The sequence below is a fragment of the Pseudomonas sp. A-RE-22 genome (genome assembly GCF_019956035.1).
Taxonomy (GTDB): Bacteria; Pseudomonadota; Gammaproteobacteria; order Pseudomonadales; family Pseudomonadaceae; genus Aquipseudomonas; species Aquipseudomonas brassicacearum.
Map to the genome: position 1 here is coordinate 33339 of NZ_JAHBCZ010000030.1, position 26933 is coordinate 60271.

A 26933-nucleotide genomic window follows, 5' to 3' on the forward strand; every position below is an offset into this window, starting at 1 on the left:
CCCAATGAGCTACAGCAAGATTCCGGCTGGCAAAGACCTGCCGAACGACATCTACGTCGCGATCGAAATCCCGGCCAACCACGCCCCGATCAAATACGAAATCGACAAAGACAGCGACTGCCTGTTCGTTGACCGTTTCATGGCCACCCCCATGTTCTACCCGGCCAACTACGGTTACATCCCCAACACCCTGGCCGACGACGGCGACCCCCTCGACGTGCTGGTCGTGACCCCTTACCCAGTGGCCCCAGGCTCGGTCATCCGCGCCCGTCCAGTTGGCATCCTGAACATGACCGACGACGGCGGCGGCGATGCCAAAGTCATCGCAGTGCCACACGACAAACTGTCGCAACTGTACGTCGACGTGAAGGAATACACCGACCTGCCACCGCTGCTGATCCAGCAGATCGAGCACTTCTTCGCGAACTACAAAGATCTCGAAAAAGGCAAGTGGGTCAAGATCGAAGGCTGGGCCGGTGCTGATGCCGCCCGCGAAGCGATCACCAAGTCGGTTGCCGCCTACAAAGGCTGAAACAAACTTGATAAAGAACCCCGGTTTGCCCCGGGGTTTTTTATGTCTTAATGGTTCCCAATACGAAACTGTATTAACACTGTGTAACCACGTTTAGCCCGCGCCTTTCAAATCCTGCAAACGGAAAGATCGTCTTATATATTTGAACGACTTGTTTATTGCCGAAAACACAGTCGCCCCTAAACTTTCCGTTTATGAAAATACTTTCCAGTGGCGACCGCTTCAGAGCCCTTCTAAGAGAAGCGAACATCCGTTCCGCCGACTTCGCGAAGTTATACGGCGTGAAATCCCAACACGTGAACAACTGGTTCAACCGTGGCATCCCACCCGGGCGCATCCACAGCATCGCCAGCCTGCTGACCGTCAGCCCGGAGTGGCTCGCCCACGGCGAAGGCCCACAGACCCCATTGGGCCTCGGCCCCGGCACCACCTATGAGGCGGCCGAAAACGATGGCGTCTACAGCGTGGCGGAACCCATGGACATTGAACTGCCCTTCTACAAGGAAGTCCCCATCGCCCCCGGCGAAACCAAAACCCACATCACCGAAATCCCCGACCAATCCATCCGCCTGCCCCGCAGCCACCTCGAATCCCTGGAAATAAACCCCAGCGACGCCATCTGCATCACCATGGTCGGCGACAGCATGGCCGAACGCATCGCCGACGGCTCCACCCTCGCCATCGACCGCGGCCTGACCCAAATCGTCGACGGCCAGATCTATGCGCTTGAGCACGACGGCATGCTGCGCATCAAATACCTCCACCGAATCCCCGGCAACCGACTGCGCCTGCGCAGCCACAACAGCGCTGCGTATCCCGACGAGGTCTTCAGCGCCGAACAAATCGACGCGCAACACATCCACGTGATCGGCTGGGTGTTCTGGTGGTCAACCCTCAACAAACAGCGACCGCCGGTGTCCGACTAACCCACCCGAACGGACAGACAAGCAAAGCTCCTTGCGCTGAGGAGCTTTTGTGTCATGCAGCTTCTGTTGCAGAGAGCTCTTGTGGCAGGAGCTTTTGTGGCAGAGAGCTTTTGTGGCAGAGAGCTTTTGTGGCGAGGGAGCTTGCTCCCGCTGGGCTGCGCAGCAGCCCCCTGCTTTCCCCCTGAATAACCCTAACCCAATGATTCCACACCACTTACCACTGGGCTTCCGAACAAAACCCGCGTATCCTCCGCCCCACATTTGCGAGCCCACGCCTCGCACCGACAAGGCAGATCACTTTCTGACCAAGTCCCACAGCCGGCCGCAAGAGCCGGATGTACGTTTTGAAGGCTGGTAAGGTTTGTCAAAAACGAGCTGAATCAGTCAACGAGAAGCCGGCCATAAGCCGGCTTTTTAATTGTCCGAAATAAACCTATCCCATTTGAGAAAATATATCTGATAGCCCAGCTATTACGAGGGCTTCATGCATTTTTCTGTCTGATGGCGTTCAACGCTATTTTGACCTCATAGGACGATTTGGTGGGTGGGACAATAGGGACGACAAAGAAATAAGCTGAATCCGAAACAAATCGAAAACCTAACCGAACCCGAGTCCTATGAGGACGGTGACGGACTTCGTTGGGTCGCTAAGCCTACCAGGCGTAAGTCGTGGCTATCATGATCCGGCAGTAGGTGCGGGACATCTTGCAACCGAACCCACTGCTGATTATTCCAGCGCAGCAGACTCACGAAATTTTCTGCCATATCTGCAGGCTCAGATCGGGCTTTCCTGCAAAGGAAGCCATCACCAGGCGATCACCACAATGTGTTCATGAATGCGTCTGTACCGAGTCAAAAAGCTGGACGTTAGCTGAACTCACTGACCAGGCGCCATAAGTGGGGCGATTGGATAAATTAGTACGTGAATTGAGCAAAATTCGGTGAACCTTCATTCAGGGTTAATACTCAAAAAACTCACACCCTCCACGACGGAAAAAGACATGGCCGGCAAAAAATTAGATGAGGCTAAGGAACTTTTGATGACGGATTTTCAGACACTCGTCAGCGACACCGAGCGGTTGTTGGAACACAGCGCAACGTTGGCAGGTGATCAGGCTGATGAATTGCGCGAGCAGATCCACGACAGTCTGCTGCGCGCACGGGAAACCTTGAAACTGACCGAAGACTCCCTGCGTGAACACGGCAAGGCAGCCGTTACCGCCACTGAAGACTATGTCCAGGCCAACCCATGGCAATCGGTCGGAATCGCAGCTGGCGTAGGCTTCCTGATTGGCCTCCTGGCTTCTCGGCGCTGATATGTCTATCGGCGAATCCAGCTCGTCTGCAACGGGCCAACGCTCCTCATCGCGACGCCTGGGCGCCGCTTTTCTTGGACTGCTGCACAGTCATGTCGAACTGTTCGGCATCGAGTTGCAGGAACAAAAAGCGCGCACCGTAAGCCTGTTGCTGTTTGCGGGCCTGGCGCTGGTGTTTGCCTTACTGTTGCTGGTGGGGTTGTCAACACTAGTGCTGATCCTGTTTTGGGACACTTATCGCCTGCCCGCCATCATCGCGCTCTGCGTGTTCTACACCCTAGCATGCGTCTTCTGCGGGATGCGTTTGAGAACGGCGATTTTCGATGAGTCCTCGCCCTTCCATGGCACCCTGGAAGAATTGGCCAACAATCGGGAGCGCCTGCTGCCATGAGCCTGCCTGAACTGCCTCACAACATCTCGCGCACGGAAATGCGCAAGGCGCTGATCCGCCTGCGTATGGAAATGCATCGCCAGGAAATCCGCCAGGAATCCGCACAACTGTTGCAACCATTGCATCGCGTGCGCGGAATGACGCAAAAACTGCAGGATGGTTTCGGCATCAAACATGCGCCACTCTGGGGCGTGGCCGCCGTCGCCTTGCTGGGCTTTCTGTCCGGCAAGAGCGCCAAGAGTGGCGGCGTAAACAGCCTGACTCGATTGGTTCGTCTGGGCACATCGCTGGGGCCATTGATCAAGCTGGTGATGCAAGGGGCTCCGCGTAAAAACTAAGTTGTAAAATCTCCTATCAAGGGAGAGCACTTGGTATTCAAGCGCCGTTAACTACTACAAGCTTGAAATGGAAGCAGCAGGAGATATAACCAAAAACCAAGACATTCATACACCTTGCAATGTGTACGCTACTGCAAACAGATACAAAGCAAGATCAATGATATATTTTCGCAGTATAAACGGCCACATTGAGCCTAGAGGTGGAGCTTGTCAAATGACCGAGTAAATCATTAAAAAACTGAAAGATATATTTCGAGTCCATTCCTGGGCGCATCACAAACGCCCCTACTCCGGGCAAAACTTCATGATAGCCCTGTAGATTAAAGTTAAACGAACCCGGATACAAAACATACGCACCAAAACTTCTCTTTATAGCATCTCTGTATGCGTGCATTTTTAGAAGATCATCACGCTTATATGTTTTTCTACTTGAATCATCTTTAACCTCTCCTTCATATCCGCTATCATCTGCATTTTCGGATATAAAAGCATCGCGACTAAAGATTTTTTCATATGCATCGACGCGATACTTTGCATCAAAATGAAGTCGAACCATTGCACCATTAGCTTCCGACTCACTTTCGCTTTCGTTTGCAGGCCAAAAACTCAGTGAATAATCCGGCCTCATAGCTCTACTCCAAGAGCCTGAAGCGCTAGGCAAGTCTGTATATGGAAAGCTACGATTGTAATCAAACCGCACAGACAAAGATGCCGCCCCAAACACAGCGGAGCCTTTAAATGATATATTCCTCCCCTGCTTTAACCTGAGAGAAAGTTTATCTTTACTCATCTCAAAGACATTTAATAAAATCTCATCCCCAAAGGAGCAGAATTTTTTAAGAAGGGATACCAATTCAAAAAACACCCAATACTCGTACAATAGAGCGACATTTTTCTGTCCCGCATGAAAAATATCCATACCAGAAGACCAGGAAAGTTGCATCGCAAGATCAAATCGAAGCCATACATTTAATATCTCCCGATACCCTTCTCGACGCTGCAATACCTGACTAGAAAGCGGAATACTAGACATCTTAGAAACCCTTGCAAACAAGCGATTATCTAGAACAGCCTCTAGCTCTTTAACAAGAATCTTAACATCAACAGAAATTCGAGAATATTGCTCACCAGCCAAGCCTGAAATCTCTCGATCTATCGTAGACAAATAACTTAGAAAACTCTCCAAAACAAACTTAACAAACTGATTTTCTGGTGTATCTTGCGACAAGACTGGAGAAGAATAAGTCAAAGCATCAGGTAGTGAATTAACGTAGCCTCTGATAGGATGATTATCCGCCACACCAGTTCTTCTAACTGCCGAAGCTATCTCTCTCAAACTTTTTGACGTAGGTTTCACGCCCTGCCGTATATGCCTAAAAACCCTTTCTTTCTTCAGAACCTCATTCGGCCTTGAAATAACAAAAGACACGGCATCTTTAAAGCGCTTTGAGGCCAGAGTCCCTTTCAAAAAGAGTATTTTTTGATAACAACCACTACTTGAGTAATCATCTACATGTGTTTGCTTAAATGTAGTGGGGGAGCGAATATCAAACAAAAGTTCTATTGAATGATTAGCGATCGATTCAGCCATCTCTCGAAAATCATTTCTGTATCCTATCTTTCTAGATCTGACCTCCAATGCGACGGACGAAAGTAAATCTCCAGCGGCGGAAATCAACTCCAACTCTAGCCGCCCGACATAACTCCCCGTATCAATTACTCCACATCCGACCAAAGTTGGAATTTGACTAGCTTTTAAGCCGACAACACCGCACGCTGTCCTGACTGTACAGCCAGAAATATGAGATAACAATTGATACTCATATTGAGTGGCTTCGTAAATTTGAGTGGCCTCTTCAAAATACTGTTCCGCCTCGACGGAGCTAACTTCTACAATACCATCAACTACATTTGAAGGGGCAAAAATACTTATATACCCCAAAACATCTCCAGCGATATTTTTAAACTCAAGATCTGCACTATTCGCCATGAATTTTCACTCAAGAAAACTAGTAAAACCATCTCTCAACCGCCCCTGCATCCGAGAAACTTTTTCTCCAGACAGCTTCAAACCTGAAGTGTTACAAAGTTCTTCAAGGGCATCAAGCACAGGTCGCAGGCGTCTTTCAGATCCATGAAGCTTCGGCATTAGTTTTTGAACCATCTGGGCATCAAAGGAATCTTTCACACCCCACCCACTACCGACCAATTGAGCGTGAAAATACGTAAACCGAATAACCTCAATGGCTGTACGAAATCCGAATTCTGCTCCAATTGGCTTTAGCAATCGAAACCCTTGCAGCAACATGTCTGTAATTTGTTGCTGGACGGCTGAGCCATCAGCGATAGCAATAGGTAAATCCTTTAAGTCTACATCCGTTCTTTTGGCAGACTCTACAATCGCCGACTGGTATTGCTTACCTAATCCGACGATCGATTGCATATCAATTTTAGACGGCGCACCAAGAAAATCTTTTAAATCCGACTCATCAACTGTAAACTCAATTACATTTGCTCGATCAAGAACCTTTGGTGAAAACATATAAGTTGTTTCATCAACATTGACCGTCCCTACAATGAACAAATTTTTGGGGAGCTCAATGGACGGAGGAACCCCCTCTATTGCATCTTCGGCAGTGTGTAAGTTAATTTCGCAATCAGATTCCATAGCAGAGAGAAAGTCTGAAAAGTAGCGTTCAACGTGAGACAAATTCATCTCATCGAGAATTAAAAAATAGGGTCTAGACGGATCCTCTTCTGCCCTAATGACAATATCTAGAATTCCGGAAACAGGCTTAACGAATCGGTTAGGATCTAGTGCATCTCTATATCCAAATACACTTTCAGTCCCATTCCAGTCAGCACCAACCGATACAACCTTTAGTTGCTCATCAAACTCCTTGATCCACTCAGCGAACGCTATCGCCAACTTAGTCTTACCACTTCCGGAAAGACCTGCCATTATAACAAAACGCTTTACAAGTAATGAAGCAACAAACCTAGACAAAACCCCTTCCGAGACTTTCATTCCTGCGTCATTCAGCGCTTTTGAGCACAGACTTATTAGAGAGGAGTCTAGAACTGCTGAAAAAGCCTGCTTTACTTGGGTGGAGCCTGTCAATGAGGCCTCACTAGTTACCACTCCAGGCGCGACCACTCTATTAATCAACAGGCTATGCGCGTCAAAATCTGGCATAGAGCTTTTTACTTCATCAACAAAAGAACAGCTCTGGGAATACAAAAAAACCAACGGAACAACTACACTCTCATTATCAACTTGAATAAATCCAAGGACACCATCAAAGTGGGTTCCTCGCTCTTCACCGCTGACAAACTTCCTTACCGTTGTAGTAAAACTAGATCTAGCCGCATTTATCGTATCCTCTCTACTTTTTCCGCCAGAAGGAATATTTATAAACGCAACACCTAGTGGAGTGTGCTGATTTCGCTGATTCCCCTGCGCCAGCCTTGTATCCAAGTTGCTAATTCGTTTGGCAGCGCCTGTTATATAAATACTCTCAGGCTTAAGACCCAGCCCCTCAGCCAACACATCTCGTATAGCGGTATACTTAGAGGTACTGGTATTTGAGATACCACGAACAAAATCATTTAAAAGCAATGAAAATTTCTGATTAATTTCTGCAAGCATAATAGTCCCTTAAAATCACAAAAAAGAATTAGAGTGCTTCTGAAGCGACATCAAAAACGCCTCTGAATAGACCACATTCGTGCATCTTCTTGCACGTTCCAAAAATCCTTCTGTGGCCCGCCTAGACAGTGGCTTTAAATCAAACTTCAAGAAAGAGGACAATTTGAGCGCTTCGCTCCGACTCGCCCACTTACTTACATCTGCCGAGTAAACACCATCAGCATTACCAAATGCAGCATTTGGCCATGCTTTTTTTCGATCTAGTGGTGCAGATCTAACCTCTATGGCTTCATGCTTGATAATATTTCCTCCTACCCACTCGGAAACTTTTGTCGAAACGGCGTTACCTATTAAGCGCCACCTAAAACTTGCCCTACCTTCAGTTCCATGCGCAGAAAAATCCGTCCAACCCTCAGGAAAACCCTGCAATCTTTCCGCGTCTTTAATATCTAGGGTTCCTACATAGTCATCGGATGGAAACCATACTGCGGGGGGAGAAGCAATACCAAGAGTACTACCGCACTTTATAGGAGGCACCCCCTCCCGAACCCAACCTACACCCCGCAATCCTTCTGTCCAGTAAAAACCAAATGCATCCGCACCTTCGATAAATGATGGTTTCCCATCCATATCAGGCTCAGGATAATTATCGGCAAAAAGAACATTCCAAGGTTTGGCACTCTTTGAGGCCAAAAGAACTACTCGGGCACGACGCTGAGGAAGTCCAAAGCACCTGGCATCCACTACCCGATAAGCCCAGCTATAACCGAGTCGCGCCAACTCAGACGTAACAAAGTTCATTGCTTGACCGCGATTCAATCGAAGCATGTAGGGTACATTTTCGATTAATATCCACTCAGGCCTATCTTTTAGCAACCGCTTCTCAATTAAAGAGAAAAGTGTAGTAACGAGCCCTGACTTTGCTCCAGAAATACCTCTTTTCCCCCCCGCCTGACTTAAGTCCTGACATGGGAACCCCGCGGTAACAATATCCGCCTCCGGCAAATTTTCCAACGAGAGAATATCGTCATGGACCTCTGCATCAGGAAAATTTTTTCTGAGTACACTCCTCGCTAAAGGGTCTATCTCGCAAAACAAGCTTGTTTCAAAACCGTGCTTTGCCAGGCCAACCTCGATGCCCCCGATACCAGAGAACAAACTTACAGCCTTCATTTGATTACCTTAATTGATGGAGAGCAAGCACATATGCAAGTTTAGACGGTACTGCATTGCCGATTAGCAATTGCAATTGCCTCCGCCCAAAATCCCCAAATTCAAAAAAATCTGGAAAAAATTGAATCCTTGCTGCCTCATGAGGAGTCAAGGTTCTTTCTTTAAGTGGATGAACAAATCTCCCCTGCCCTACCGAACCAAATCCGGTAGTTATTGTTTGGGACGGTTTATTCCAATGCATTCGTCCATACACGGATGTATACGAGTGCTTTTTATCTCTATGGCAAGACGGGCGCTCTGAATTGGGCAAGTCATAGAGCCCATGCTCAAAAAGAAACTTAATTCTTCGTTTGTTTTCTTGGGAGTGAACTGCTGACGTGTCAAAAATATCAGTCTCGGAAGTACCCAACAGGTCAGTTATCGCCCAAGCAACATCTCTAGATTGACATTCATGACTCATATCTAAAGACGAAAGATCGCTTTCTCCATCAAGAACAGCAACTAAGAAAAATCGCTTTCTAGCTTGAGGCACACCAAACTTCTCGGCCCTCATCAAGGTTTCATCTAAGCTATAACCTAATGCACTTAACGCTTTTTTTGCTTCTAGCAACGACCCTAGACGATCATGCTTTATGCCAGGAACATTTTCTATTACTAAAAACTTTGGACGAAACAACTCTGCAAATCTTGCGACCCTAAGAACAAGCTGATTCTTCGGATCATCTCTGCGCGTATGATTATTAAGATCTGAGTGTCCCTGACATGGAGGACCTGCAAAAACAAAATCAATCCTACCAATTTTATCTATCAATACTTTTTCAGCACTAGTCACTTTAGCGCCCAAACCCCCATCAATATAGTTTTCGATAGGAAGACTTGAGGAAAAAAAGGGAGAAATATTTTGCTGATAAACCGAAAGAGCAGCCTCATTGATATCCGAGGCAAATACAAACTCCACTTCGGTTTCTAGTGCTCTAGCAGCTTCCCTCAACCCGACAGAAAGTCCTCCGCAACCGCAAAATAGGTCAGCAGCTCGAATAGTTTTATTATTACTTGAATTTATAGCTACAGGTTTTGACTTCGACTGAAGCCACGCCAAGTCATACGAATCAGCTAAGTTTTCTGAAACGACCAACCCCGGGGGTAAAGATATATCAGAAACCCTCTCCTCACCTGAGCGCAGACTCACAGTTCTCCGAATGATCGACTGCTTTTTGATCAATTCAAACCGTTCAAATCCTCCGCTAGTAGGAAACGGAATTCCGCTCAAATGTAACTGCTGGTTCTCTATGACCTCGAAAAGCACTCTACGCCCCCCTGCTCAACGCAGATCTTTCTCATGTTTTTTACTGTGGGACAACTCTAGTGAGAATTGCCCTCCCGTTTCGATATAACTTGCCGCTTGAGAAAGAAACCAATCCTTCAACGTCATACCATTCTTCGCTAATAGCGAATACAGCTCTCGTTTAATCGCGGGGTCTAGCTCGATCACCACTCGCCCACTCTGACCTACTGACATACCTACCTTCTCGCGAACCTAGCTGCACGTTATGTATGTAATGTAACATGACATACTCCTATCAGATAGCTACTCAAAATTCGAAATCACGCCTTTTTCTGCTCACACGCCTAAATATGGCACCAAAGCTCTACCCGGTACGCGCCTCCTCCCACTTCAATACAAGGAAGGGGAAATACTGTATCAATATACAGCTAAGCGGCATACAGCCGATTGTCGCCAATGAAGCTTCTCCACGCAGTTTCGGCAGGCGTGTATCAATGGACGCTGACCTGACAAGCCGCTCGCCCATGAAACTTGAGCACAAAAAAGGCCTTGCCATGCAAGACCTTTTTTCATACCTGGGGTAAGCGCGGCCCCTTGTTACCTCACCTCAATAATATCCAAAGCCCGATTCGCCAGCAGTTCACTCACCTCAATCACCTGCAAAATCCCCATCGCAACACGCCGTCGCGAACCCTCAAGGTCAAACGCTAGATCATTGATCATGGCATTGGCCGCAGCCAGGTTTTCACTGAGACTGGCAAGCAGGCATTCCGAATCAACATCAGGTGCGATACGGAAGATGCTGTTGGGGTTGTCAGACGTTTCTTTCTTCGGCGTAGGCTTCAGGTAGTAATCCAAAGCCCGGTTAGCAGCATCATCAAGCTTCTTGTTACGAGCAGACTGAGCGCGCGACACATGTTCATCTGTAGCTGGCGGATTCGGTGTGATTTTAGCCATGGTAAAGCTCCTAGAGTCTGTTGGAGCTACCACCATTCGCTGCGAAACGAAGTATTGGGTGGCAGCTGTACGCGGGTTCGCAGACCGGGACTCTAGAGACCGGCAGACCCGAAGGTCTCCCACGCACAGCCACCTCTGACGAAATCACAGACATGGGCGATCTGCTTTCGAAGGTGACGTTGTGCGCTTATAGAGTCCGGGCTGCGAAACCCGATCACTGATGCTCAGTGACAAGACTCAAACTACCGACGGGCTCAAAAACGCACAAGCCGGCGGATTCTGGCGTAGTTGTAGGCAATGGCGCAAGGCAACGTCAGGCTCCCCTAGATCCCAAGCCCCTCCAATAAACACCCCGCTGCAATGTATTCAAACAAACCACCTTCGGCTGAGAACATCAACCGCAAGGCTTGAACTCATTGTTATCGCGAGCTAACACTGCATCAGTTTTGGGTGGATAAAGAGCTGTTCGATGCCGACCTGCGCTTCTAGCAAAGCACACTGCGGCAAGCGCTACCGACAATAGCGATTTAATAAACCAGTCCGCATAGTTACCGGTTTAGGGCGATGCCGTGGTCATGATCTACATTAGCGATTAAATGAAATTCACCGCCGAAACCAAGCGACGAACCCTCGGCGTTCCCATACCTGACGCCCATTACCGCAAGCTCTCATAAAAAAAGGCCTTGCTGAGCAAGACCTTTTTTCCTCTCAAAGCGCGAATGCCTCGCCCTTCTACCTCACCTCAACAATATCCAAAGCCCGACTCGCCAACAGTTCACTCACCTCAATCACCTGCAAAATCCCCAACGCCACATGCCGTCGTGATCCCTCAAGACCAAACGCCAAATCACTGATCATGGCATTGGCAGAAGCCAGGTTTTCGCTGAGATTGGCAAGCAGACATTCCGAATCAACATCCGGTGCGATACGGAAGATGGTGTTGGGTTTGTCAGACGTTTCGTCCTTCGGCGTAGGCTTCAAGTAGTAATCCAACGCCCGGTTGGCAGCATCATCAAGCTTGTTATTACGAGCCGACTGAGCGCGAGACACATGCTCATCTGCAGTCGGAGGGTTCGGTGTAATTTTGACCATAGCCTTAACTCTCTTTGGTGAGGCCACGACCCTCTCGCTGCTAAACGAGTGGGTGGCAGCTGTACGCGGGTTAGCAGACCGACGAGTTAAGAAATCGGCGCGCCCAAGGGCGCCCCACGCACAGCCACCATCAAGTGCAGGGATGGGGATACCTGACTGATGAAGCTTGATGCGACTCAACTCGACGGGCTGCTAAACCCGATCACTGATGGGCAGTGACAGGATCCAAACTACCGACGCGGCCAAGGGCGCACAAGCCGGCGGATTCTGGCGTAGTTGTAGGCAATGGCGCAAGACAACGTCAGCCGCCCCCAGATCCAAATCGCAAGAATAAACAACGCGCCTCCAACGCATCTAAACAAGCCACCACCCGTTGAGAAGATCAGCCGTAAGTCTTGAACTCATTAGGATCGCAAGCCAGCAACTGCATCAGTTTTAGGCGGATAAAGAGCTTTTCCCTGCCGACCTGCGCTTCTTGCAAAGCACACTGCGGCAAGTGCCATCGACAATAGCGATTTAATAGACCAGTCCGCATAGTTACCGGTCTAGGGCGCTACCGTGGTCATGATCTACATTAGCGATTAAATGAAATTCACAACCGAAGCTGAGCGACGAAACCCGGCGCTCCCAAACCTGACGCCCATTACCGCGAGCTCTCACGAAAAAAGGCCTTGCTGAGCAAGACCTTTTTTCCTCTCAAAGCACGAATGCCTCGCCCTTCTACCTCACCTCAACAATATCCAAAGCCCTATTCGCCAGCAGCTCACTCACCTCAATCACCTGCAAAATCCCCAACGCAAAATGCCGTCGTGATCCCTCAAGACCAAACGCCAAATCACTGATCATGGCATTGGCCGAAGCCAGGTTTTCACTGAGGTTGGCAAGCAGACATTCCGAATCAACATCAGGTGCGATACGGAAGATGGTGTTGGGTTTGTCAGACGTTTCGTCCTTCGGCGTAGGCTTCAGGTAGTAATCCAACGCCCGGTTGGCAGCCTCATCAAGCTTATTGTTACGAGCAGACTGAGCGCGAGACACATGCTCATCCGCAATCGGAGGGTTCGGTGTAATTTTTGCCATCGACTTAGGTTCCTTAAGTGATGCTGCAACCACCTCGCGACTAAACGAGAGGGCGGCAGCTGTGCGCAGGTTAGTCGACCGGTGAACCTAAGAATCCCGGCGCGCCCGGGGGCGCCCTGCGCACAGCCACCATCAATACAGGAACAGCACAGCCTGTCCGACGGGACTTGGTACGCCTTAGGTTGAGACGGGCGACTAAACCCGATCACTGATGCTCAGTGACAGGATCCAAACTACCGACGCGGCCAAGGGCGCACAAGCCGGCGGATTCTGGCGTAGTTGTAGGCAATGGCGCAAGGCGATGTCGGTCTTGGCTAGTCTCGTGGAGTTACGATAAACAGCGGGCCAGAATGTTGCTGATACACCGCTATCGCGAGCAAGCTCGCTCCCACAGAGGAGCTTGCGTCAGGCATTTCAAACGTAGGAATGGCGGAGCGGGTTATGCGGTGCGTCAGCGTCATTTAGCAAGGCGCGACGCTGCGGTTGGGGAATTGTGCAGCAGGCTGCTGCACTACTTAAGAGAACTCATCGTTCCAAGTGCACAGTGCGGAAATGCATTCGCGACCGGCTGCATCCTTGCAGCCAGTCGCGAAGAGGGTTACGACGCGTTGTTCAATGGGGCTTGCGAGCAACGTCGCAATGAATCAGGCGGGATATCTCGATCATATCCACGACGGTTTTGTCATCGACCGCAAACCCGCTGCCTGAAACCCCGGTGTTGCTGTTACTTGAGGGTGACGTCGAGCATCGGCGGGATGTAACCGTAGTCGTACTCGGCCACCACGAACGTCTGCAGCCCTTTTATTTTCATGCCCACCGTTGGCGCCTCGGTGCCACCGACACGAATCTGCGTGCCGGTTTCGTCGGTCGGTACGCTGTCGATGAAGGAGGTCACCAGGCCGTTTGGCATTACATAGTGCGAGTAGGTCTGGAATGGCTGCGAGGACGGGTTACCCAGCACCAGGCCGGAACCGTTCAGCGGCACGTAAGGGCCGAACAGCGAGTCCGCGACAAAACCGTATACGCCGTCCGGCCCGGTTACACCGTCGGCATAGGTGAAGGTATGGCTGATCGTGAACAGGTAGTACTTGCCATCCTGGAACACGAAGTGCGGGCGCTCGGTCTGGTCGTTTACCCCGACGGCGGTCAGCAGTGGCGGCAACATTTCCCAGTCGTCACCGTCCGCGTCGCGGGCCACGGCGATGCCGACACAGGCGGTCTGGTAGCGCGAGTTGCCGACATCTTCATAACCCGGCGGCACATCGCCGATTTCTGCCTCGCCTACTTTGTGCGAGCCGCGCTCACCGGCCACGTTACCCTCGAACAGCATGTACAGCTTGCCATCTTTCGGGTCGCGGAAAGGCCATGGGTCACGGAAACCCCAGAACGCGTTTTGTGCTTCGGTCTGATACATCTTGCCGTCAGCCTCGAACAGCGGCTTGACCTTCTCGAAGCCGACCATGCTGACACCATGTTCAGTGGTCACTACCCGACCGCGCACCTTGACGATGGTCGCGCCTGGGGTGACGGCGGTGTAATACAGGTCCACTTCACCTCGGTCGTTCAACAGGATCGGCGTACCGGCCCATTCGCGAGCGGTCGGCGAAACGCCTTCGGCCATCACACGACCACCGAATTCCCAGTTCTTGCCGGTACGAGAGAACCAGTAGTACATCTTTGCCCGACCGTGACGATCGTTCCAATCGCGGAGGATGTCGTAGTTACCGTCCTCGTCGAGGTACTGCGGGTCGTTTGGATGACGATCGGCAGTCAGGGTAAAGATTACCGACCAGCCATCGACGGACGTCACGTTACCGTCCAGGTCGCGCAAGGGCATGGTGTCCCAGATGAACACGTCGTTGTTCAGTACCGGGAAATCCGCGCTGACCAGCGGCTGAGTGGTGGTGGGATCATCTGCCCGGACTTTCAACGCGTCGGCGCGGGTCCAGAGGCTGGGTTGATGGGGGGTTACACCGAATTTTTCAGTGGTGGTTTTCATAGGTTATTGCCTCGTCCATGAATGGATTCAAATAAATAGTGATTTAGAAAAACTGTATGTACATACAGTAAAGCCACCTTATAGGGGGTTATGCATGTGGGTCAAGCATAAAAATGCATTTGTGCATAATTGGATTTTTTCTTTGGGCTGATACGTTTCAGCTGTGAACGTTTGCAGAAGTTAGTTCATGGGGAGATCGACGACGTTGGCTGCACGGTCGGTGCTCTGGACGCAGCTCGGTGGAAAGCGTGAGTGACGGGGCAATGGGTGGAAGCAGTGCATAGGGGGATCGGTTAACTGAGCTTGCGGGTTTTGCGCAGAGGGCAATGCAGGGTGGGGAGTGAGCGGTTCTGATGGTGACTGGTGGGCCGCTATCGCGAGCAAGCTCGCTCCCACAGTGGGATGGCGGTGGGTTAGTTGTTTTGGATGTGGATGATATTGCGCCTGTCACCCTGACCAGCGACACGCTTCGTCCTCATGTCGCTGGCGACGACATGAGGACGAAACGTGTTGTCGAAATGGCGTTTTGGCGACATGACAGGTAAGCGACTCCTGCGCCTCGAACCATCGTCCGAGGGTTGATTCGCCACGCTTACCCCAACGTATTCAGGCACACCACCTTCGGCTGGGTCATTTCCTCGTACGCGAAGCGCACCCCTTCCCTGCCCAAACTGCCATATTTCGACCCGCCAAACGGCATCGCATCAAACCGGAAATCCGACGAATCATTGATCATCACGCCCCCCGCCTCAATTCGCCGGGCAGCGCTCATCGCGGTGTTGAGATCGTTGGTGAAGATCCCGGCGTGAAGCGCGTATTCAGGTTCGTTCGCCAAGGCGATGGCTTCATCGAACGTGTCGAACGGCTGCAACACCACCACAGGCGCGAAGGCTTCGTTGCGCCAGAGTCGGCTGGAATGAGCGACGTTTTCCAGGACGGTGGCGGCGTAGCAGGTGCCTTGGCGGCGGTGGCCGCAGAGTAAGGTGGCGCGTTGTTGCAGGGCTTCGTTGACGACCTGTTCGGCGTTCTGCGCGGCTTGTTGGGTGATCATCGGGCCGATGTCGGTGTTGGCGAGCAGTGGGTTGCCGACGACGAGGGCTTGGGCCTGGTTGACGAAGCGTTCGCGGAAGGCTTCGTAGATCGGTGCGTGGATGAGCAGGCGTTGGGTGCCGATGCAGTTTTGCCCGGCGGCCCAGAAGGCGCCGGAGATGCAGCTGTCGACGGCGGCGTCGAGGTTGCAGTCGCCCATGACGATGACGGGGGCGTTGCCGCCGAGGTCCATGGCGAGTTTTTTCAGGCCAGCGGTGCGGGCGATTTGTTCGCCGGTGACGAAGCCGCCGGTGAAGGAGATCATCCGCACGTCGCGGGCGGCGACCAGGGCTTTGCCCAGTTCCGCGCCGCCGGTGGCGACGGTGACCACGGTTTCAGGCAGGCCGGCGGCGACCAGGTACGACACCAGTTTGAGCGCCGACAACGGTGCCAGCTCGGACGGTTTGAGGATCACCGCGTTGCCGCCAGCGATGGCCGGGCCGAGTTTGTGGGCGACCAGGTTCAGCGGGTCGTTGTAGGGGGTGATGGCGACGATCAGGCCCAGGGGTTCGCGGGTGAACCAGCCCTGGCGCGATTCGGCGCCTTCGTAGGCGTCGAACGGTACGATTTCGCCGGCGTTGCGCTTGGCTTCTTCGGCGGAGAGCTTGAGGGTGTTGACGCAGCGTTTGACTTCTTTTTCGGCTTGTTTGAGGGTCTTGCCGGCTTCGTCGACGATCAGCCGGGCGAAGGCTTTGGCGTCGCGTTCGATGTTCAGTGCCGCTTGTTCGAGGATGCTGGCGCGGCGATGACGCGGGAGTGCGGCGCAGGCGCGTGCGCCGCTGCGGCCGGTCTCGAGCAGGTGTGGGACTTCTGAGGCGCACACGTCGGCGACGGTGCCGACGATGCTGCCGTCAAACGGGTTGAGGACTTCGATGTGCGGTTCGACGACCGCCAGGGCCAGGCGCGATACGTTCACAGGGTGTGCTCCTGTTTGCGGGTTGCCGATTGGTGGATGTGGATGATGTCCGACAGCAGTGCGAAGGCGGTTTCGGTGCGGCCTGCGCCGGGACCGGAGACGGTGACGGCGCCGAGCAGTTCGCTGGTGAACGACACGGCGTTGGTGGCGCCGCTGATGCTCGCCAGTGGGTGGTCGTTGCTCAGCAGGCGCGGTTCGACGCTGGCGCTGATGGAGCCGTCAGCCTGGCGAGTGGCGGCGCCGATGAGTTTCCAGCGGGCGCCGTCGTGGCGGGCTTTTTCGATGTCGGCGAGGCTGAGGGCGGAGATGCCGCGGCAGGTGACGTCGTTGACGGTGAGTTTGGCGTCCAGCAGTTCGTTGGCGAGGATCACCACTTTGAGGCGCACGTCATGGCCTTCGACGTCTGCCGTTGGGTCGGCTTCGGCGTAGCCCAGGGCTTGGGCCTGGCTGACGGCTTCGGCGAACCCGAGGCCGCCTTCCATGCAGGTGAGGACGAAGTTGGAGGTGCCGTTGAGGATGCCTTCGAAACCGGTGATCGAGCTGCCGGCCAGGGACTGTTTGGCGAGGCGAATGACCGGGGTGCCGCTCATGACCGAGCCTTCGTATTCGAAAGCGACGTTGTTGCGCTGGGCCAAGGCTTTCAGCTCGGCGCCGTGCAGGGCGATGGGCCCTTTGTTGGTGGTGACCACGTGTTTGCCGCGCTCCAGGGCCCAGCGGCAGAACGAGGTGGCAGGCTCGCCGTCCACCGGGTTGGTGAAGGTGGCTTCGGCGATGATGTCAGCGCCGCAGTCTTTGATCACGGCTTCGTTGAGGGCATCGACGGTGCCGCCGGGCAGTTGGGCCATGGCGCCTTTGGTGGTGGGCAGTTTGGCCAGCAATGCGGCGTCGAGGCCGTGGCGGTCCATCACCGAACCGAGGAACAGGTCGGTCACGCCGACGATTTTCAGGGTGAAGCCGAGCTCGGTTTTCCACTGCTGGTTGCGCTCGGCAATCAGTTGAGCCAATGCCCGGTTCACACCGCCGAAGCCGACCAGCGCCAGTTTGTATTCAGTCATTTTTGTTATGTCCTTGATCCGGGTGATGAGGTTGTTGGGATCTAGGTTAGGGGGGCGGGGTTGGCAGTGAAATAGGCCAATTTGCTCTATTTCTTGGGCGTTTTGACCAGGGGGTGGGCAAAGCGGTAGGTGTGGATTCGATCGTTCCCACGCTCTGCGTGGGCATGCATCCCGTGACGCTCTGCGTCGCCTCGCAGAAGCGGAACGCGGAGCGTCCCTGGCGGCATTCCCACGCGGGAGCGTGAGGAACGATCGTTCACAGCCCCCGCGACCTGATCGTTCCCACGCTCTGCGTGGGCATGCATCCCGTGACGCTCTGCGTCGCCCTCTCAGAAGCGGAACGCGGAGCGTCCCTGGCGGCATTCCCACGCGGGAGCGTGAGGAACGATCGTTCACAGCCCCCGCGACCTGATCGTTCCCACGCTCTGCGTGGGCATGCATCCCGTGACGCTCTGCGTCGCCTCGCAGAAGCGGAACGCGGAGCGTCCCTGGCGGCATTCCCACGCGGGAGCGTGAGGAACGATCGCTCACAGCCCCCGCGACCTGATCGTTCCCACGCTCTGCGTGGGCATGCATCCCGTGACGCTCTGCGTCACCCTCCCAGAAGCGGAACGCGGAGCGTCCCTGGCGGCATTCCCACGCGGGAGCGTGAGGAACGATCGCTCACAGCCCCCGCGACCTGATCGTTCCCACGCTCTGCGTGGGCATGCATCCCGTGACGCTCTGCGTCACCCTCCCAGAAGCGGAACGCGGAGCGTCCCTGGCGGCATTCCCACGCGGAGCGTGGGAACGATCTGCACTACCGGGCTCAGACCACCGACGACAACACAAATGACGTCACGGTGTTCTCCACCCCCGGCAATGCCGAGATTTCTTTCCACACCTTATGCACCCGCTCCGGGTTCGCCGCGCCGACTCGCAGCATCAAATCAAACTCGCCGCTCATCACATCGCACTGGAGCACTTCGGGCATGGCTTGCAGGGCCTGCAATACCTCGGCGCCGCGCATGCGGTCGTAGCGGTAGACGAAGATCACGGCGTTGATGTTTGACGACGCCTGCGCGCCCTCCCCGGTGCGCACCGTGTAGCCCTGGATCGCGCCGTCGCGTTCGAGGCGTTCGATGCGTTGGCGTACGGCGTTGCGCGAGAGGTTGACCTTGGCCGCCAGCTCGGCGTGGGCGGCGCGGGCGTTGAGGCGCAGTTCGGCGATGATGCGTTCGTCGAGGGGATCGAGAATTCGCTTCATGGGGCCTCCGGTTATAGGGCGCCGAGCAGTTGATGGAGGGCACCGAGGTCGTCCGGCTGGATGCGATGAATCTGCGCAGGACCATGCTCGGAAACCGGGCGTTGTTGCGCCGCAATGTGGATCCCCAACTCGCCGAGCAACACCGCCGATTTGGCTGGGGAGATCTCGCCCAAGGTCACCATCGGCGCCACCAGGCTGCGCCGGTACAAGCGCGCCGCGAGCACACCGGTGGCGGTGTGTGGGTCGATGACGTAGCCGGTGTCGCGATGCAGCGAAGTGATTTCCTCCAGCGTCTGTTCATCGCTGACCGCGTACGAGTCGATGATCATCCGCGCCTGCAACCAGAACTCGTTGGCGATGGTCATTTCGCCGTGGGTCTCGAAGGTGTGCATCAGCGCGCTGACTGCTTGATCATCGTGCCCATAGAGCTCCCAGAGAAACCGTTCCAGGTTGGAAAAAATCGACAAATCCATAGCCGGCGACAGGGTCTTGCTGGCGCGCAATCGCGAGTAGTGGTTCTTTAAAAAGAACTGATGCAGCGCGTCATTCTGGTTGGTGGCGACGATCATCTGCGTGATCGGCAAGCCCATCTTCTGCGCGATGTAGCCGGCATAGACTTCGGCAAAACTCGCCGCCGGCACGCTGAAGCCAATGGGCCGCTGACCGCCGCCCAGTTGCAGCACGGCGTGGAAATAAAACACCAACTGCGCCATGACGCTGACCCAGTTGCTGGAATTGAAACTGATCGCCTCATGCTGTCGGAACAGTTGGGTGACCAGGGTCTGGCATTCATCGAAACTGCCATCGACGGCCACTTGATGAACCCGCGGATGTGCCGTCGCTTGCAGGTCTTGAAGCTGATCTTGCGGTACGCCGGCCTCGGGATAAATCACCACCACGTCGGTCTCGTCGCAGTGCTTGAAGGCCTCGATGGCGGCCAGGCCGGTGTCGCCGTTGGTGACGCCAATCACCACCGCGCGACGCCCGCGTTTACGCAGGAAGTACTGCACCAGCCGCGCCTGCAATTGCGCGGCAAAGTCCTTCGAGGAGCGGGTCGGCCCATGGAACAATTCCAGGACCCATTCATTGCGATCCACTTGATGCAACGGTGCCAGGGAGCGATGGCTGAACTGGCTGCCGGCCTCCTTGAGCACCCGCTTGAAGTCAGCCTCGGGGATCGCCTCGCCCACGAACGGACGCATCACTCGATAGGCCAGTTCGTCGTAGGACAAGGTCGACCAGTTGGCGATGTCCTGGGGTTCGAACAGCGGCAGTTCGACGGGAACGAACAGCCCGCCGTCCTCGGCGATGGCCGACAGTACGACGCGTTCGAAGTCGACCTGCACGGTTGAATTTCGGGTACTCACATAGCGCATGGTCAGCTCCGGATAATCTTCTAAAAACCGCTTATTTAAAACGATGCGCCTGCTCCACCAGCCAGGTGGAAAACCGCGCCGCGTCCGGGTGCTGCTCGGCCCCGGAACTGCGCACCAGGTAGAACGATTCGCTGGCTTCGATGCGCTGGGCGAAGGGTTCGACCAGGCGCCCGTCGCCAAGCATGTCACTCACCATCGACGAGCGCGCCAGGGCGATGCCCTGCCCCAGTTCAGCCATGCGCAAGGTGCAGACCAGCGTGTCGAACTGCATGCCGGTCGAGGAGTCGACGCTATCGGCACCGACCATTTTCAGCCAGTAACCCCAGCCCTCTTCGTAGCCCAGCACATGCAGCAATGGATGCTTGGCCACGTCCGCCGGCACTTTCAGCGTCGCCATCAAGGCCCGCGAGCACACCGGGAACAAGGTGTCCCAGGTCAGGCGCTGCGACACCAGGCCGGGCCATTGGCCGTGGCCCCAGCGAATTTCCATGTCGTCTTCGCCATCGAGTTCCTTGACCCAGATGTTGCTGATGTAGCGGATGTCGACGTGGGGATGCGCCTGGCGAAAATCCACCAGTTTCGGCGCCAGCCAGTGCACGAAAAACGCCAGGCTGCCGCGCACCTTGATTGGCCGACGCTTGTGCTGGCCAAAGATTTCGTTGGTGCCCACCGCCAGTCGCGTGATTGCGTCCTGTACCACCGGCAGGTACGCCTGGCCTTCCTCGGTCAGGCCCAGGCCACGGGGCAAGCGCTTGAACAGCGCCACCCCCAGGTGGCTTTCCAATTGGCGGATCTGCTGGCTGACCGCGCCCTGGGTCAAGAATAATTCGTCGGCAGCGTGGGTGAAGTTCAGGCAGCGGGCCGACACTTCGAACGCCCGCAGCCAGTTCAACGGGGGCAACGTTTTTTGCTTCATGATCTGTACCTCGTTGACCCCCACGCACCGGACACGTTTGCCCGCCCCGTCGACTCGCCTTAGAACGCGTCGGACGGTTGTGCCACGAGGGCAACCGACAAGCGTCGCTCGCGGCTTTTGCGGGTAATGTAATACACGAAGTAACACCAGGCGATGAACGGCAGACCGAAGTACAGCGCCACTCGCTGCTCAGGGTCGAAAGCGATCCCGATACACGCCAGGCTGCAGCACACCAGCGCCCCCAGCGGCACCCACGGATAACCGCGAACGCGGAACTTGAGGTGGCGAATGTCGCCGCCGTTGGCCACATAGTGACGCCGGAAAGCGATCTGGCTCGCGGCGATGCTCATCCACACCACCACCACGGCCAGGCCGGAAATCGACACCAGCGCCAGGTAGATGGTGTCGGCGGCAAACACGCTGCTGAGCAACGACGCCGCGCCGCCGGCCATGCTGACGATGATCGCGTTGAGCGGCGTGCCCATGCGGGTCAGGGCCGAGAACTGCTTGGGCAGATGCCCTTGGTCGCTGAGGGTCCAGAGCATCCGCGAGGCGGCGTACAACCCGGAGTTGGCCGCCGACAACAGGGCGCTGATGATCACGAAGTTCATGATGTCGGCGGAGTACGGAATGCCGATGTAGGTGAACACCGTGACGAACGGACTCTCGACCAGACCGGCCTGCTCGCGGGGCAACAGGGTCGCCAGGACAAAAATGGTCCCGACGAAAAACACCGCCAGACGCAGCACGGTGGTGCGGATGGCGCGTGGCACATTGCGTTGCGGGTCCTTGGTTTCACCGGCGGCGATGCCGATCAGTTCAGTGCCGGAAAACGCGAAGGACACCGCCAGCAACGTCATCGCAATGGGCATGAAGCCGGTAGGAAACAGTCCCTCGCGGGTGAAGTTGCTCAAGCCGATGCTGTGGGCCTGGTCGATGTTCAGCAGGCCGAGAATCGCGCCACCGCCAATCAGCAGGAACACCACCACGGTCAGCACTTTGATCAACGACAACCAGAACTCGGTCTCGGCGAACAAACGCACCGAAATCACGTTGGTGAGGAGCACCACGCCGGCAAACAGCGCGCTCCAGATCCACACCGGCGTGTCGGGAAACCAGCGCGACATGAGGATGCCGGCAGCGGTGAATTCGGAACCGATCGCCACCGTCCACGTCAGCCAATACAACCAGGCCACGGTGTAGCCGGTGCCCGGGCCGAGAAATCGCGTGGCGTAGGTGCTGAACGAACCGGTTTCAGGCATCTGCACCGCCAGTTCACCCAGGCACATCATCACCATGTAGACCATGAGCGCGCCAATGATGTAGGCGATCACCGCGCCCATGGGGCCGGCCTGGTTAACGGTATACCCGGACGTGAGAAACAGCCCGGTACCAATGACGCCACCTAATGCCAACATGACAATATGGCGCGTCTGCATTTCCTGCTTGAAGCCGGCACGCGAATTAAGTTGTTGTTCTTTTATGGACATGGTTGTTCTCATGAAAGTTGTTAGGGCGCGCATTGACGTCCGCGACAAGTTATTGGGCAGAGTAAAAGTGCATCGCCACTAAGCTTTATTATTATTCCTATTCATGAACGCCCCACTCACGGCCTTGTGGTGGGGTACCAACTTTCAAACTTCAGTTTGCGGTCTCGATATGCACTTCATTGAACTGCGGATTGAGGGTCTTCTTGACGAAGGCGAAGGCCTGTTTCAGATCGTCCAATAGATCGTCGGTGTCTTCGATGCCGACCGAAACCCGCACCAGGCCTTCGGAGATACCCAGGGCCAGGCGTTCTTCCAAGGTGTTCTCGACATGGCTGGTGGTGCGGGCCGGGCCGTAGATGGTTTCCACCGCGCCCAGGTTGCCCGCGCAATGGGCGAAGCGCAGGCGCGGCAGCAGCAATTTGACCGTGTCCATGCCACCGACCAGGACAAAACTGACGATGGCGCCGAAGCCGGACATCTGCGCGCAAGCCACGGCGTGGTTCGGGTGGCTCGGCAAGCCGGGATAATTCACCGCCTCCACCAGCGGTTCGGTGCAGAGGAATTCGGCCAGGGCCCGGGCGCTGTGTTGTTGCTGGCGCATGCGCAGCGCCAGGGTCTTCATGCCACGGATGATCAGGTAGGCCGAGAACGGGTCGAGGCTCGCGCCGTTGATTTCCCGGTAATGCCGCACCTGGGCCATCAAGGCTTCGCTGCCACACACCAGGCCACCGAGCACATCGCCATGGCCGCTGAGGAACTTGGTCGCGCTATGAATCACCACGTCCACCCCCAAGGCCAGCGGGCTCTGGTTCAGCGGTGTGGCGAAAGTGTTGTCCGCCACGACCACGGCGCCGACACGCTTGGCCGCTGCCACCAGGCGCGGGATGTCGAGGATTTTCAGGGTGGGGTTGGTGGGGGTTTCCAGGTAGAGCACCTGGCAACCCTTGGCGATTTCACGCTCCAGATCGTCGTGATCGAAGGTCTCGCACAAGGTCACCGCCACGCCGGTGCGCGGCAGGAACTCTTCGAAGATCTTGTTGGTGCCGCCGTAACTGTCCTTGGTCGACACCACGCGATCGCCGTGGGCCAGAAAGGTGTAGAGCACGCTGCTGATCGCCGCCATGCCGCTGCTGAAGGCCACGGCGGACTCGGCCATTTCCAGCTCGCGAATCTTGGCTTCGAGGGTCTCGACGGTCGGGTTGCTCATGCGGCTGTAGATAAAACCGGGGGCCTTGCCCAAGGCGACGTCGTACCAGACATCGATGTCGTCGTAACCGTACGCGGCGCTGGCCACGATAGGGGTTTGCGTGGCGTTGTAGGGGTGCCTGACTTGCTCCCCACCCCAAACCGCCCGGGTCCCTGCTCCCGCGTTATCAAGCCCTGTGCTGTCAGGTTTATTGTTCATTGAGGCTACTCACACTGAGGGGGTGGACGTTGAGCCATCCACCGAATCTGAGGGCCAATATAGGGAAAAGCCGCGCGGCCGAGAAACGATGTTATCGGTGCCAAAGGGGTGGTTTTTTTAATGGCTGAGTGCGAAGCAGCAACCTGCAAGTCACTGATAAACCTGTGGGAGCGAGCTTGCTCGCGATGGCGGTGGGTCAGCTGCCATTGAAGGTGACTGACCCTCCGCTATCGCGAGCAAGCTCGCTCCCACACTGGAGTTGTGGTGGCATCGAGAATGCGTGAGCGCCTGCTCTACAGGCGACCGTTGACTTAAAGGCTGTGTGAATCATCGTGGCGAGGGAGCTTGCTCCCGCTCGGCTGCGCCGTAGGAGCTGCCGAGCGAAGCGAGGCTGCAATCTTTCCAAAGCCAGTTGAGTATCAAGCGAAAGATCCAGATCAAAAGATCGTAGCCTTCGGCAGCTCCTACCACGGCCCAGCGGAAGCAAGCTCCCCCGCCACAGGTTATCGATCGTTCCCACGCTCCTGCGTGGGAATGTCGCCGGGGACGCTCCGCGTTCCGCTTCTGGAAGGTGACGCAGAGCGTCACGGGATGCATTCCCACGCGGGAGCGTGGGAACGATCAAGGACCAGCGTTAAACGATTGCAACCACCGCCGATGGTATTCAACCTGCTCTGTAATATCGTTAGTTAAATCCTTATCTTCATAATCAAAAATATTGACTATGTCACTTTCATCCGCTGTCTCTCCCCAACGGACTTCATAAGCAACTACACCGCCAGCCATTTGCGAAGACATTCGCGAGGGATGCACATTGATTTTGGCTCCCTTACATAAAAAACTCACATCCGGAAAATCTTTCCTAACCATCCCTAGGCACAAATACAAATCCGCCGCCGTGTAACTTCTTTCTATTCCATCTGGCATCGTTACGGTCATCGCCATAATTTTTCGATCACACTTAAAAATCGCTTTTTTAAGGGCACCATCAATTTCAATTACCACCTCTTTAGAAGCCATATCATCACCTGTCAAAATTGGATATTGAGGATCCTACATAGGATCCATATTTTCGATAATTCCCACACTCCTGCGTGGGAAGGTCGCCAGGGACGCTCCGTTTCTAGATGTGACGCAGAGCGTCACGAGATGCATTCCCACCGGGAAGTGGGAACATCGAACGAGTAGCCTGATTCCGATAATATCTTCCACCCTCATCCGGCCAAGAATAGCAATCTCATATTCATTAGCTATTACAAACGAGACTCAACCCACTCATTAAAAAAAGCTTCTTGCTCACCCGGATCTTTTGCCAAATCAATATCATCGTAGTCAAATATATAAACAATATCATCGAGTGATGGAGTGCTACCCATGCTCAGTTCATATGCCTTCAGCCCAAGCGACATCTGTGCAGACATTCCAGACGGATGAACATTTTTCTTAGCCCCCTTACAAAAGAAAATCACATCCGGATTATCTCGCCTAAGACTCGCAAAACATTTATAGAAGTTACCCCCAGAATATATTCTATCAACACCATCCGCCACAGAAAAAGTTATTGCGATTCCCTTAGAATCGCACACAAGACAAGTTTTTTCCTTTTCTCCCCCCCTAGAGATATACACCTCCACCGTAGAAATCATTTTTTTATTCTCCTGTTTGGGTTAGGTATGGAATAGCCAAACTCTTTCCCATTATCAAGTATCAAGGTTGCGCCAAGCACATCTTCATTCTTAATACGACCTGGAATTGCAATCTCTTTTTCAGCCCCAAACAAATATGCGCCCCCTAGCTCTTTTTGCAAATCGTGCCCTGGAATTTTTTGCAACGTGTATAAATACCCTATTTTAGTGTACTCACCGGTAGCAAACCTCTTCCCCACATCTCTTGAGTAGGAGGTACTAATGTAATAACTAGGAGGCGAGTCACTATCCATAGAATGCAAGAACAAATTTTTGCTTTTACCTTTGCTTTTAAAGCCATGTTCAAAAACATCTTCGGGATTTCGCTCATCACCACGATATAAGAAATCCTCCTCTTTTTTAGGAGTAGGTAGTTTAGGTTCCGTTTGATCAACAGCTACCTTACCCGCCGGATCCTGCTCCCCAACCGCCGGCCTACACCCACCCTTCCCCGGACAATCCACCAACCCCAACGGATCCACCCACCCCGTCGGGTTCAGGGTGTACCGGTACCCATTGAGCCCTCCCGCCAACTTGCTCGGATCAGGCGTCAGGTAGCGGCCAGTCTCGGGATTGTAGTAGCGGTGGCGGTTGTAGTGCAGGCCGCTTTCGGGGTCGAAGTATTGGCCCTGGAAGCGCAAAGGTTGCTCAAGCTGTTCGCCGCCGCCGTGCTGGAGTTCGGTGAGTTTGCCGTAGCCGTTGTAGCGCGCCGACCAGACGATCTGGCCGCTGAAGCTGGTCAGTTCCTGGGGCGTGCCCAGGTGGTCGAGGTGGTAATAGAACGGCGTGGCTTTTTCCGGGCCTTCGCCGTCGAGCATCGCCAGCGGGCGGAAGGTGCCAGGTTCGTAGACGTAGCTGCGGTGGTGGCGCGGGCTGTTTTCGGCGACGACCTGGTCGCCCTGCCAGAAAAATTCCGTGGTCAGGCAGTCCACGGTCTTGCTGATGCGTCGGCCAAAGGCGTCGTAGCGGTAGGACGTTTCGCGGCCATCCGCCGTGGTGACGCCGATCAGGCGGTGC

General features: G+C 54.4%; 23 protein-coding genes. 5 read left to right on the forward strand and 18 right to left on the reverse strand.

Annotation, left to right across the window (positions count from 1 at the left end):
* Positions 1–4: 4 nt before the first annotated feature.
* From ppa to KGA89_RS15885, 5 genes are all read left to right on the forward strand, one after another.
* On the forward strand, positions 5–532 hold the full coding sequence (gene ppa / locus KGA89_RS15865) for an inorganic diphosphatase (protein ID WP_003205933.1): 528 nt from the start codon (positions 5–7) through the stop codon (positions 530–532).
* Positions 533–726: 194 nt separating this feature from the next.
* Positions 727–1458 carry a helix-turn-helix transcriptional regulator gene (locus tag KGA89_RS15870; protein ID WP_038856050.1) on the forward strand — a complete coding sequence of 244 codons (732 nt, stop codon included), beginning with the start codon at positions 727–729 and terminating at the stop codon, positions 1456–1458.
* Between the two features lie 1001 nt (positions 1459–2459).
* The gene (locus tag KGA89_RS15875) at positions 2460–2774 is read left to right on the forward strand and encodes a YqjD family protein (protein ID WP_223472006.1); all 315 of its coding nucleotides are present in this window, start codon (positions 2460–2462) and stop codon (positions 2772–2774) included.
* A gap of 1 nt (position 2775) precedes the next feature.
* Entirely contained in the window at positions 2776–3165 is a 390-nt protein-coding gene (locus KGA89_RS15880) for a phage holin family protein (RefSeq protein ID WP_223472022.1), read from the forward strand.
* A complete protein-coding gene (locus KGA89_RS15885; RefSeq protein ID WP_223472007.1) occupies positions 3162–3503 on the forward strand; it encodes a hypothetical protein in 342 nt (113 codons plus the stop codon). Before KGA89_RS15880 ends, KGA89_RS15885 begins: the two co-directional genes overlap by 4 nt.
* 154 nt (positions 3504–3657) lie before the next feature.
* Here KGA89_RS15885 and KGA89_RS15890 read toward each other — a convergent pair whose 3' ends face one another.
* The 18 genes from KGA89_RS15890 to KGA89_RS15975 form a co-directional block, all read right to left on the reverse strand.
* Complete coding sequence (locus KGA89_RS15890; protein WP_223472008.1) at positions 3658–5493, reverse strand: DUF2357 domain-containing protein; 1836 nt, start codon at positions 5491–5493, stop codon at positions 3658–3660.
* A gap of 6 nt (positions 5494–5499) precedes the next feature.
* On the reverse strand, positions 5500–7152 hold the full coding sequence (locus KGA89_RS15895) for an McrB family protein (protein WP_223472009.1): 1653 nt from the start codon (positions 7150–7152) through the stop codon (positions 5500–5502).
* A gap of 15 nt (positions 7153–7167) precedes the next feature.
* The gene (locus KGA89_RS15900; RefSeq protein ID WP_223472010.1) at positions 7168–8325 is read right to left on the reverse strand and encodes a DNA cytosine methyltransferase; all 1158 of its coding nucleotides are present in this window, start codon (positions 8323–8325) and stop codon (positions 7168–7170) included.
* A 4-nt stretch (positions 8326–8329) separates the two neighbouring features.
* A complete protein-coding gene (locus KGA89_RS15905; RefSeq protein ID WP_223472011.1) occupies positions 8330–9631 on the reverse strand; it encodes a DNA cytosine methyltransferase in 1302 nt (433 codons plus the stop codon).
* A 576-nt stretch (positions 9632–10207) separates the two neighbouring features.
* Positions 10208–10567 (reverse strand): DUF6124 family protein, encoded by a 360-nt coding sequence (locus KGA89_RS15910; RefSeq protein ID WP_223472012.1) that lies wholly within the window; start codon positions 10565–10567, stop codon positions 10208–10210.
* A 732-nt stretch (positions 10568–11299) separates the two neighbouring features.
* Positions 11300–11659, reverse strand: a complete 360-nt coding sequence (locus KGA89_RS15915; RefSeq protein ID WP_028237607.1) for a DUF6124 family protein — start codon at positions 11657–11659, stop codon at positions 11300–11302.
* 720 nt (positions 11660–12379) lie between these two features.
* The gene (locus tag KGA89_RS15920) at positions 12380–12739 is read right to left on the reverse strand and encodes a DUF6124 family protein (RefSeq protein ID WP_223472013.1); all 360 of its coding nucleotides are present in this window, start codon (positions 12737–12739) and stop codon (positions 12380–12382) included.
* Between the two features lie 724 nt (positions 12740–13463).
* Positions 13464–14738 (reverse strand): glycoside hydrolase family 68 protein, encoded by a 1275-nt coding sequence (locus KGA89_RS15925; protein ID WP_014340408.1) that lies wholly within the window; start codon positions 14736–14738, stop codon positions 13464–13466.
* A 592-nt stretch (positions 14739–15330) separates the two neighbouring features.
* Complete coding sequence (locus tag KGA89_RS15930) at positions 15331–16743, reverse strand: aldehyde dehydrogenase family protein (RefSeq protein WP_223472014.1); 1413 nt, start codon at positions 16741–16743, stop codon at positions 15331–15333.
* The gene (locus KGA89_RS15935; protein ID WP_223472015.1) at positions 16740–17798 is read right to left on the reverse strand and encodes a homoserine dehydrogenase; all 1059 of its coding nucleotides are present in this window, start codon (positions 17796–17798) and stop codon (positions 16740–16742) included. The genes KGA89_RS15930 and KGA89_RS15935 overlap by 4 nt, the downstream gene beginning before the upstream one ends.
* Positions 17799–18606: 808 nt before the next feature.
* A complete protein-coding gene (locus tag KGA89_RS15940) occupies positions 18607–19044 on the reverse strand; it encodes an Lrp/AsnC family transcriptional regulator (RefSeq protein WP_053125728.1) in 438 nt (145 codons plus the stop codon).
* An 11-nt stretch (positions 19045–19055) separates the two neighbouring features.
* Entirely contained in the window at positions 19056–20420 is a 1365-nt protein-coding gene (gene thrC / locus KGA89_RS15945; protein ID WP_223472016.1) for a threonine synthase, read from the reverse strand.
* 31 nt (positions 20421–20451) lie between these two features.
* Positions 20452–21336: a LysR substrate-binding domain-containing protein gene (locus KGA89_RS15950; protein ID WP_038857128.1), complete on the reverse strand. Its 885-nt coding sequence runs from the start codon at positions 21334–21336 to the stop codon at positions 20452–20454.
* Between the two features lie 59 nt (positions 21337–21395).
* Complete coding sequence (locus KGA89_RS15955) at positions 21396–22826, reverse strand: amino acid permease (RefSeq protein ID WP_223472017.1); 1431 nt, start codon at positions 22824–22826, stop codon at positions 21396–21398.
* Positions 22827–22977: 151 nt separating this feature from the next.
* Positions 22978–24231 (reverse strand): cystathionine gamma-synthase family protein, encoded by a 1254-nt coding sequence (locus tag KGA89_RS15960; protein WP_223472018.1) that lies wholly within the window; start codon positions 24229–24231, stop codon positions 22978–22980.
* 621 nt (positions 24232–24852) lie between these two features.
* Positions 24853–25251 carry a hypothetical protein gene (locus KGA89_RS15965; RefSeq protein WP_223472019.1) on the reverse strand — a complete coding sequence of 133 codons (399 nt, stop codon included), beginning with the start codon at positions 25249–25251 and terminating at the stop codon, positions 24853–24855.
* Between the two features lie 233 nt (positions 25252–25484).
* Positions 25485–25877, reverse strand: coding sequence for a hypothetical protein (locus tag KGA89_RS15970; RefSeq protein WP_223472020.1), 393 nt, complete (start codon positions 25875–25877; stop codon positions 25485–25487).
* The coding region (locus KGA89_RS15975; RefSeq protein WP_223472021.1) for an RHS repeat-associated core domain-containing protein at positions 25874–26933 on the reverse strand (1060 nt) is incomplete at its 5' end. The genes KGA89_RS15970 and KGA89_RS15975, both read right to left, overlap by 4 nt.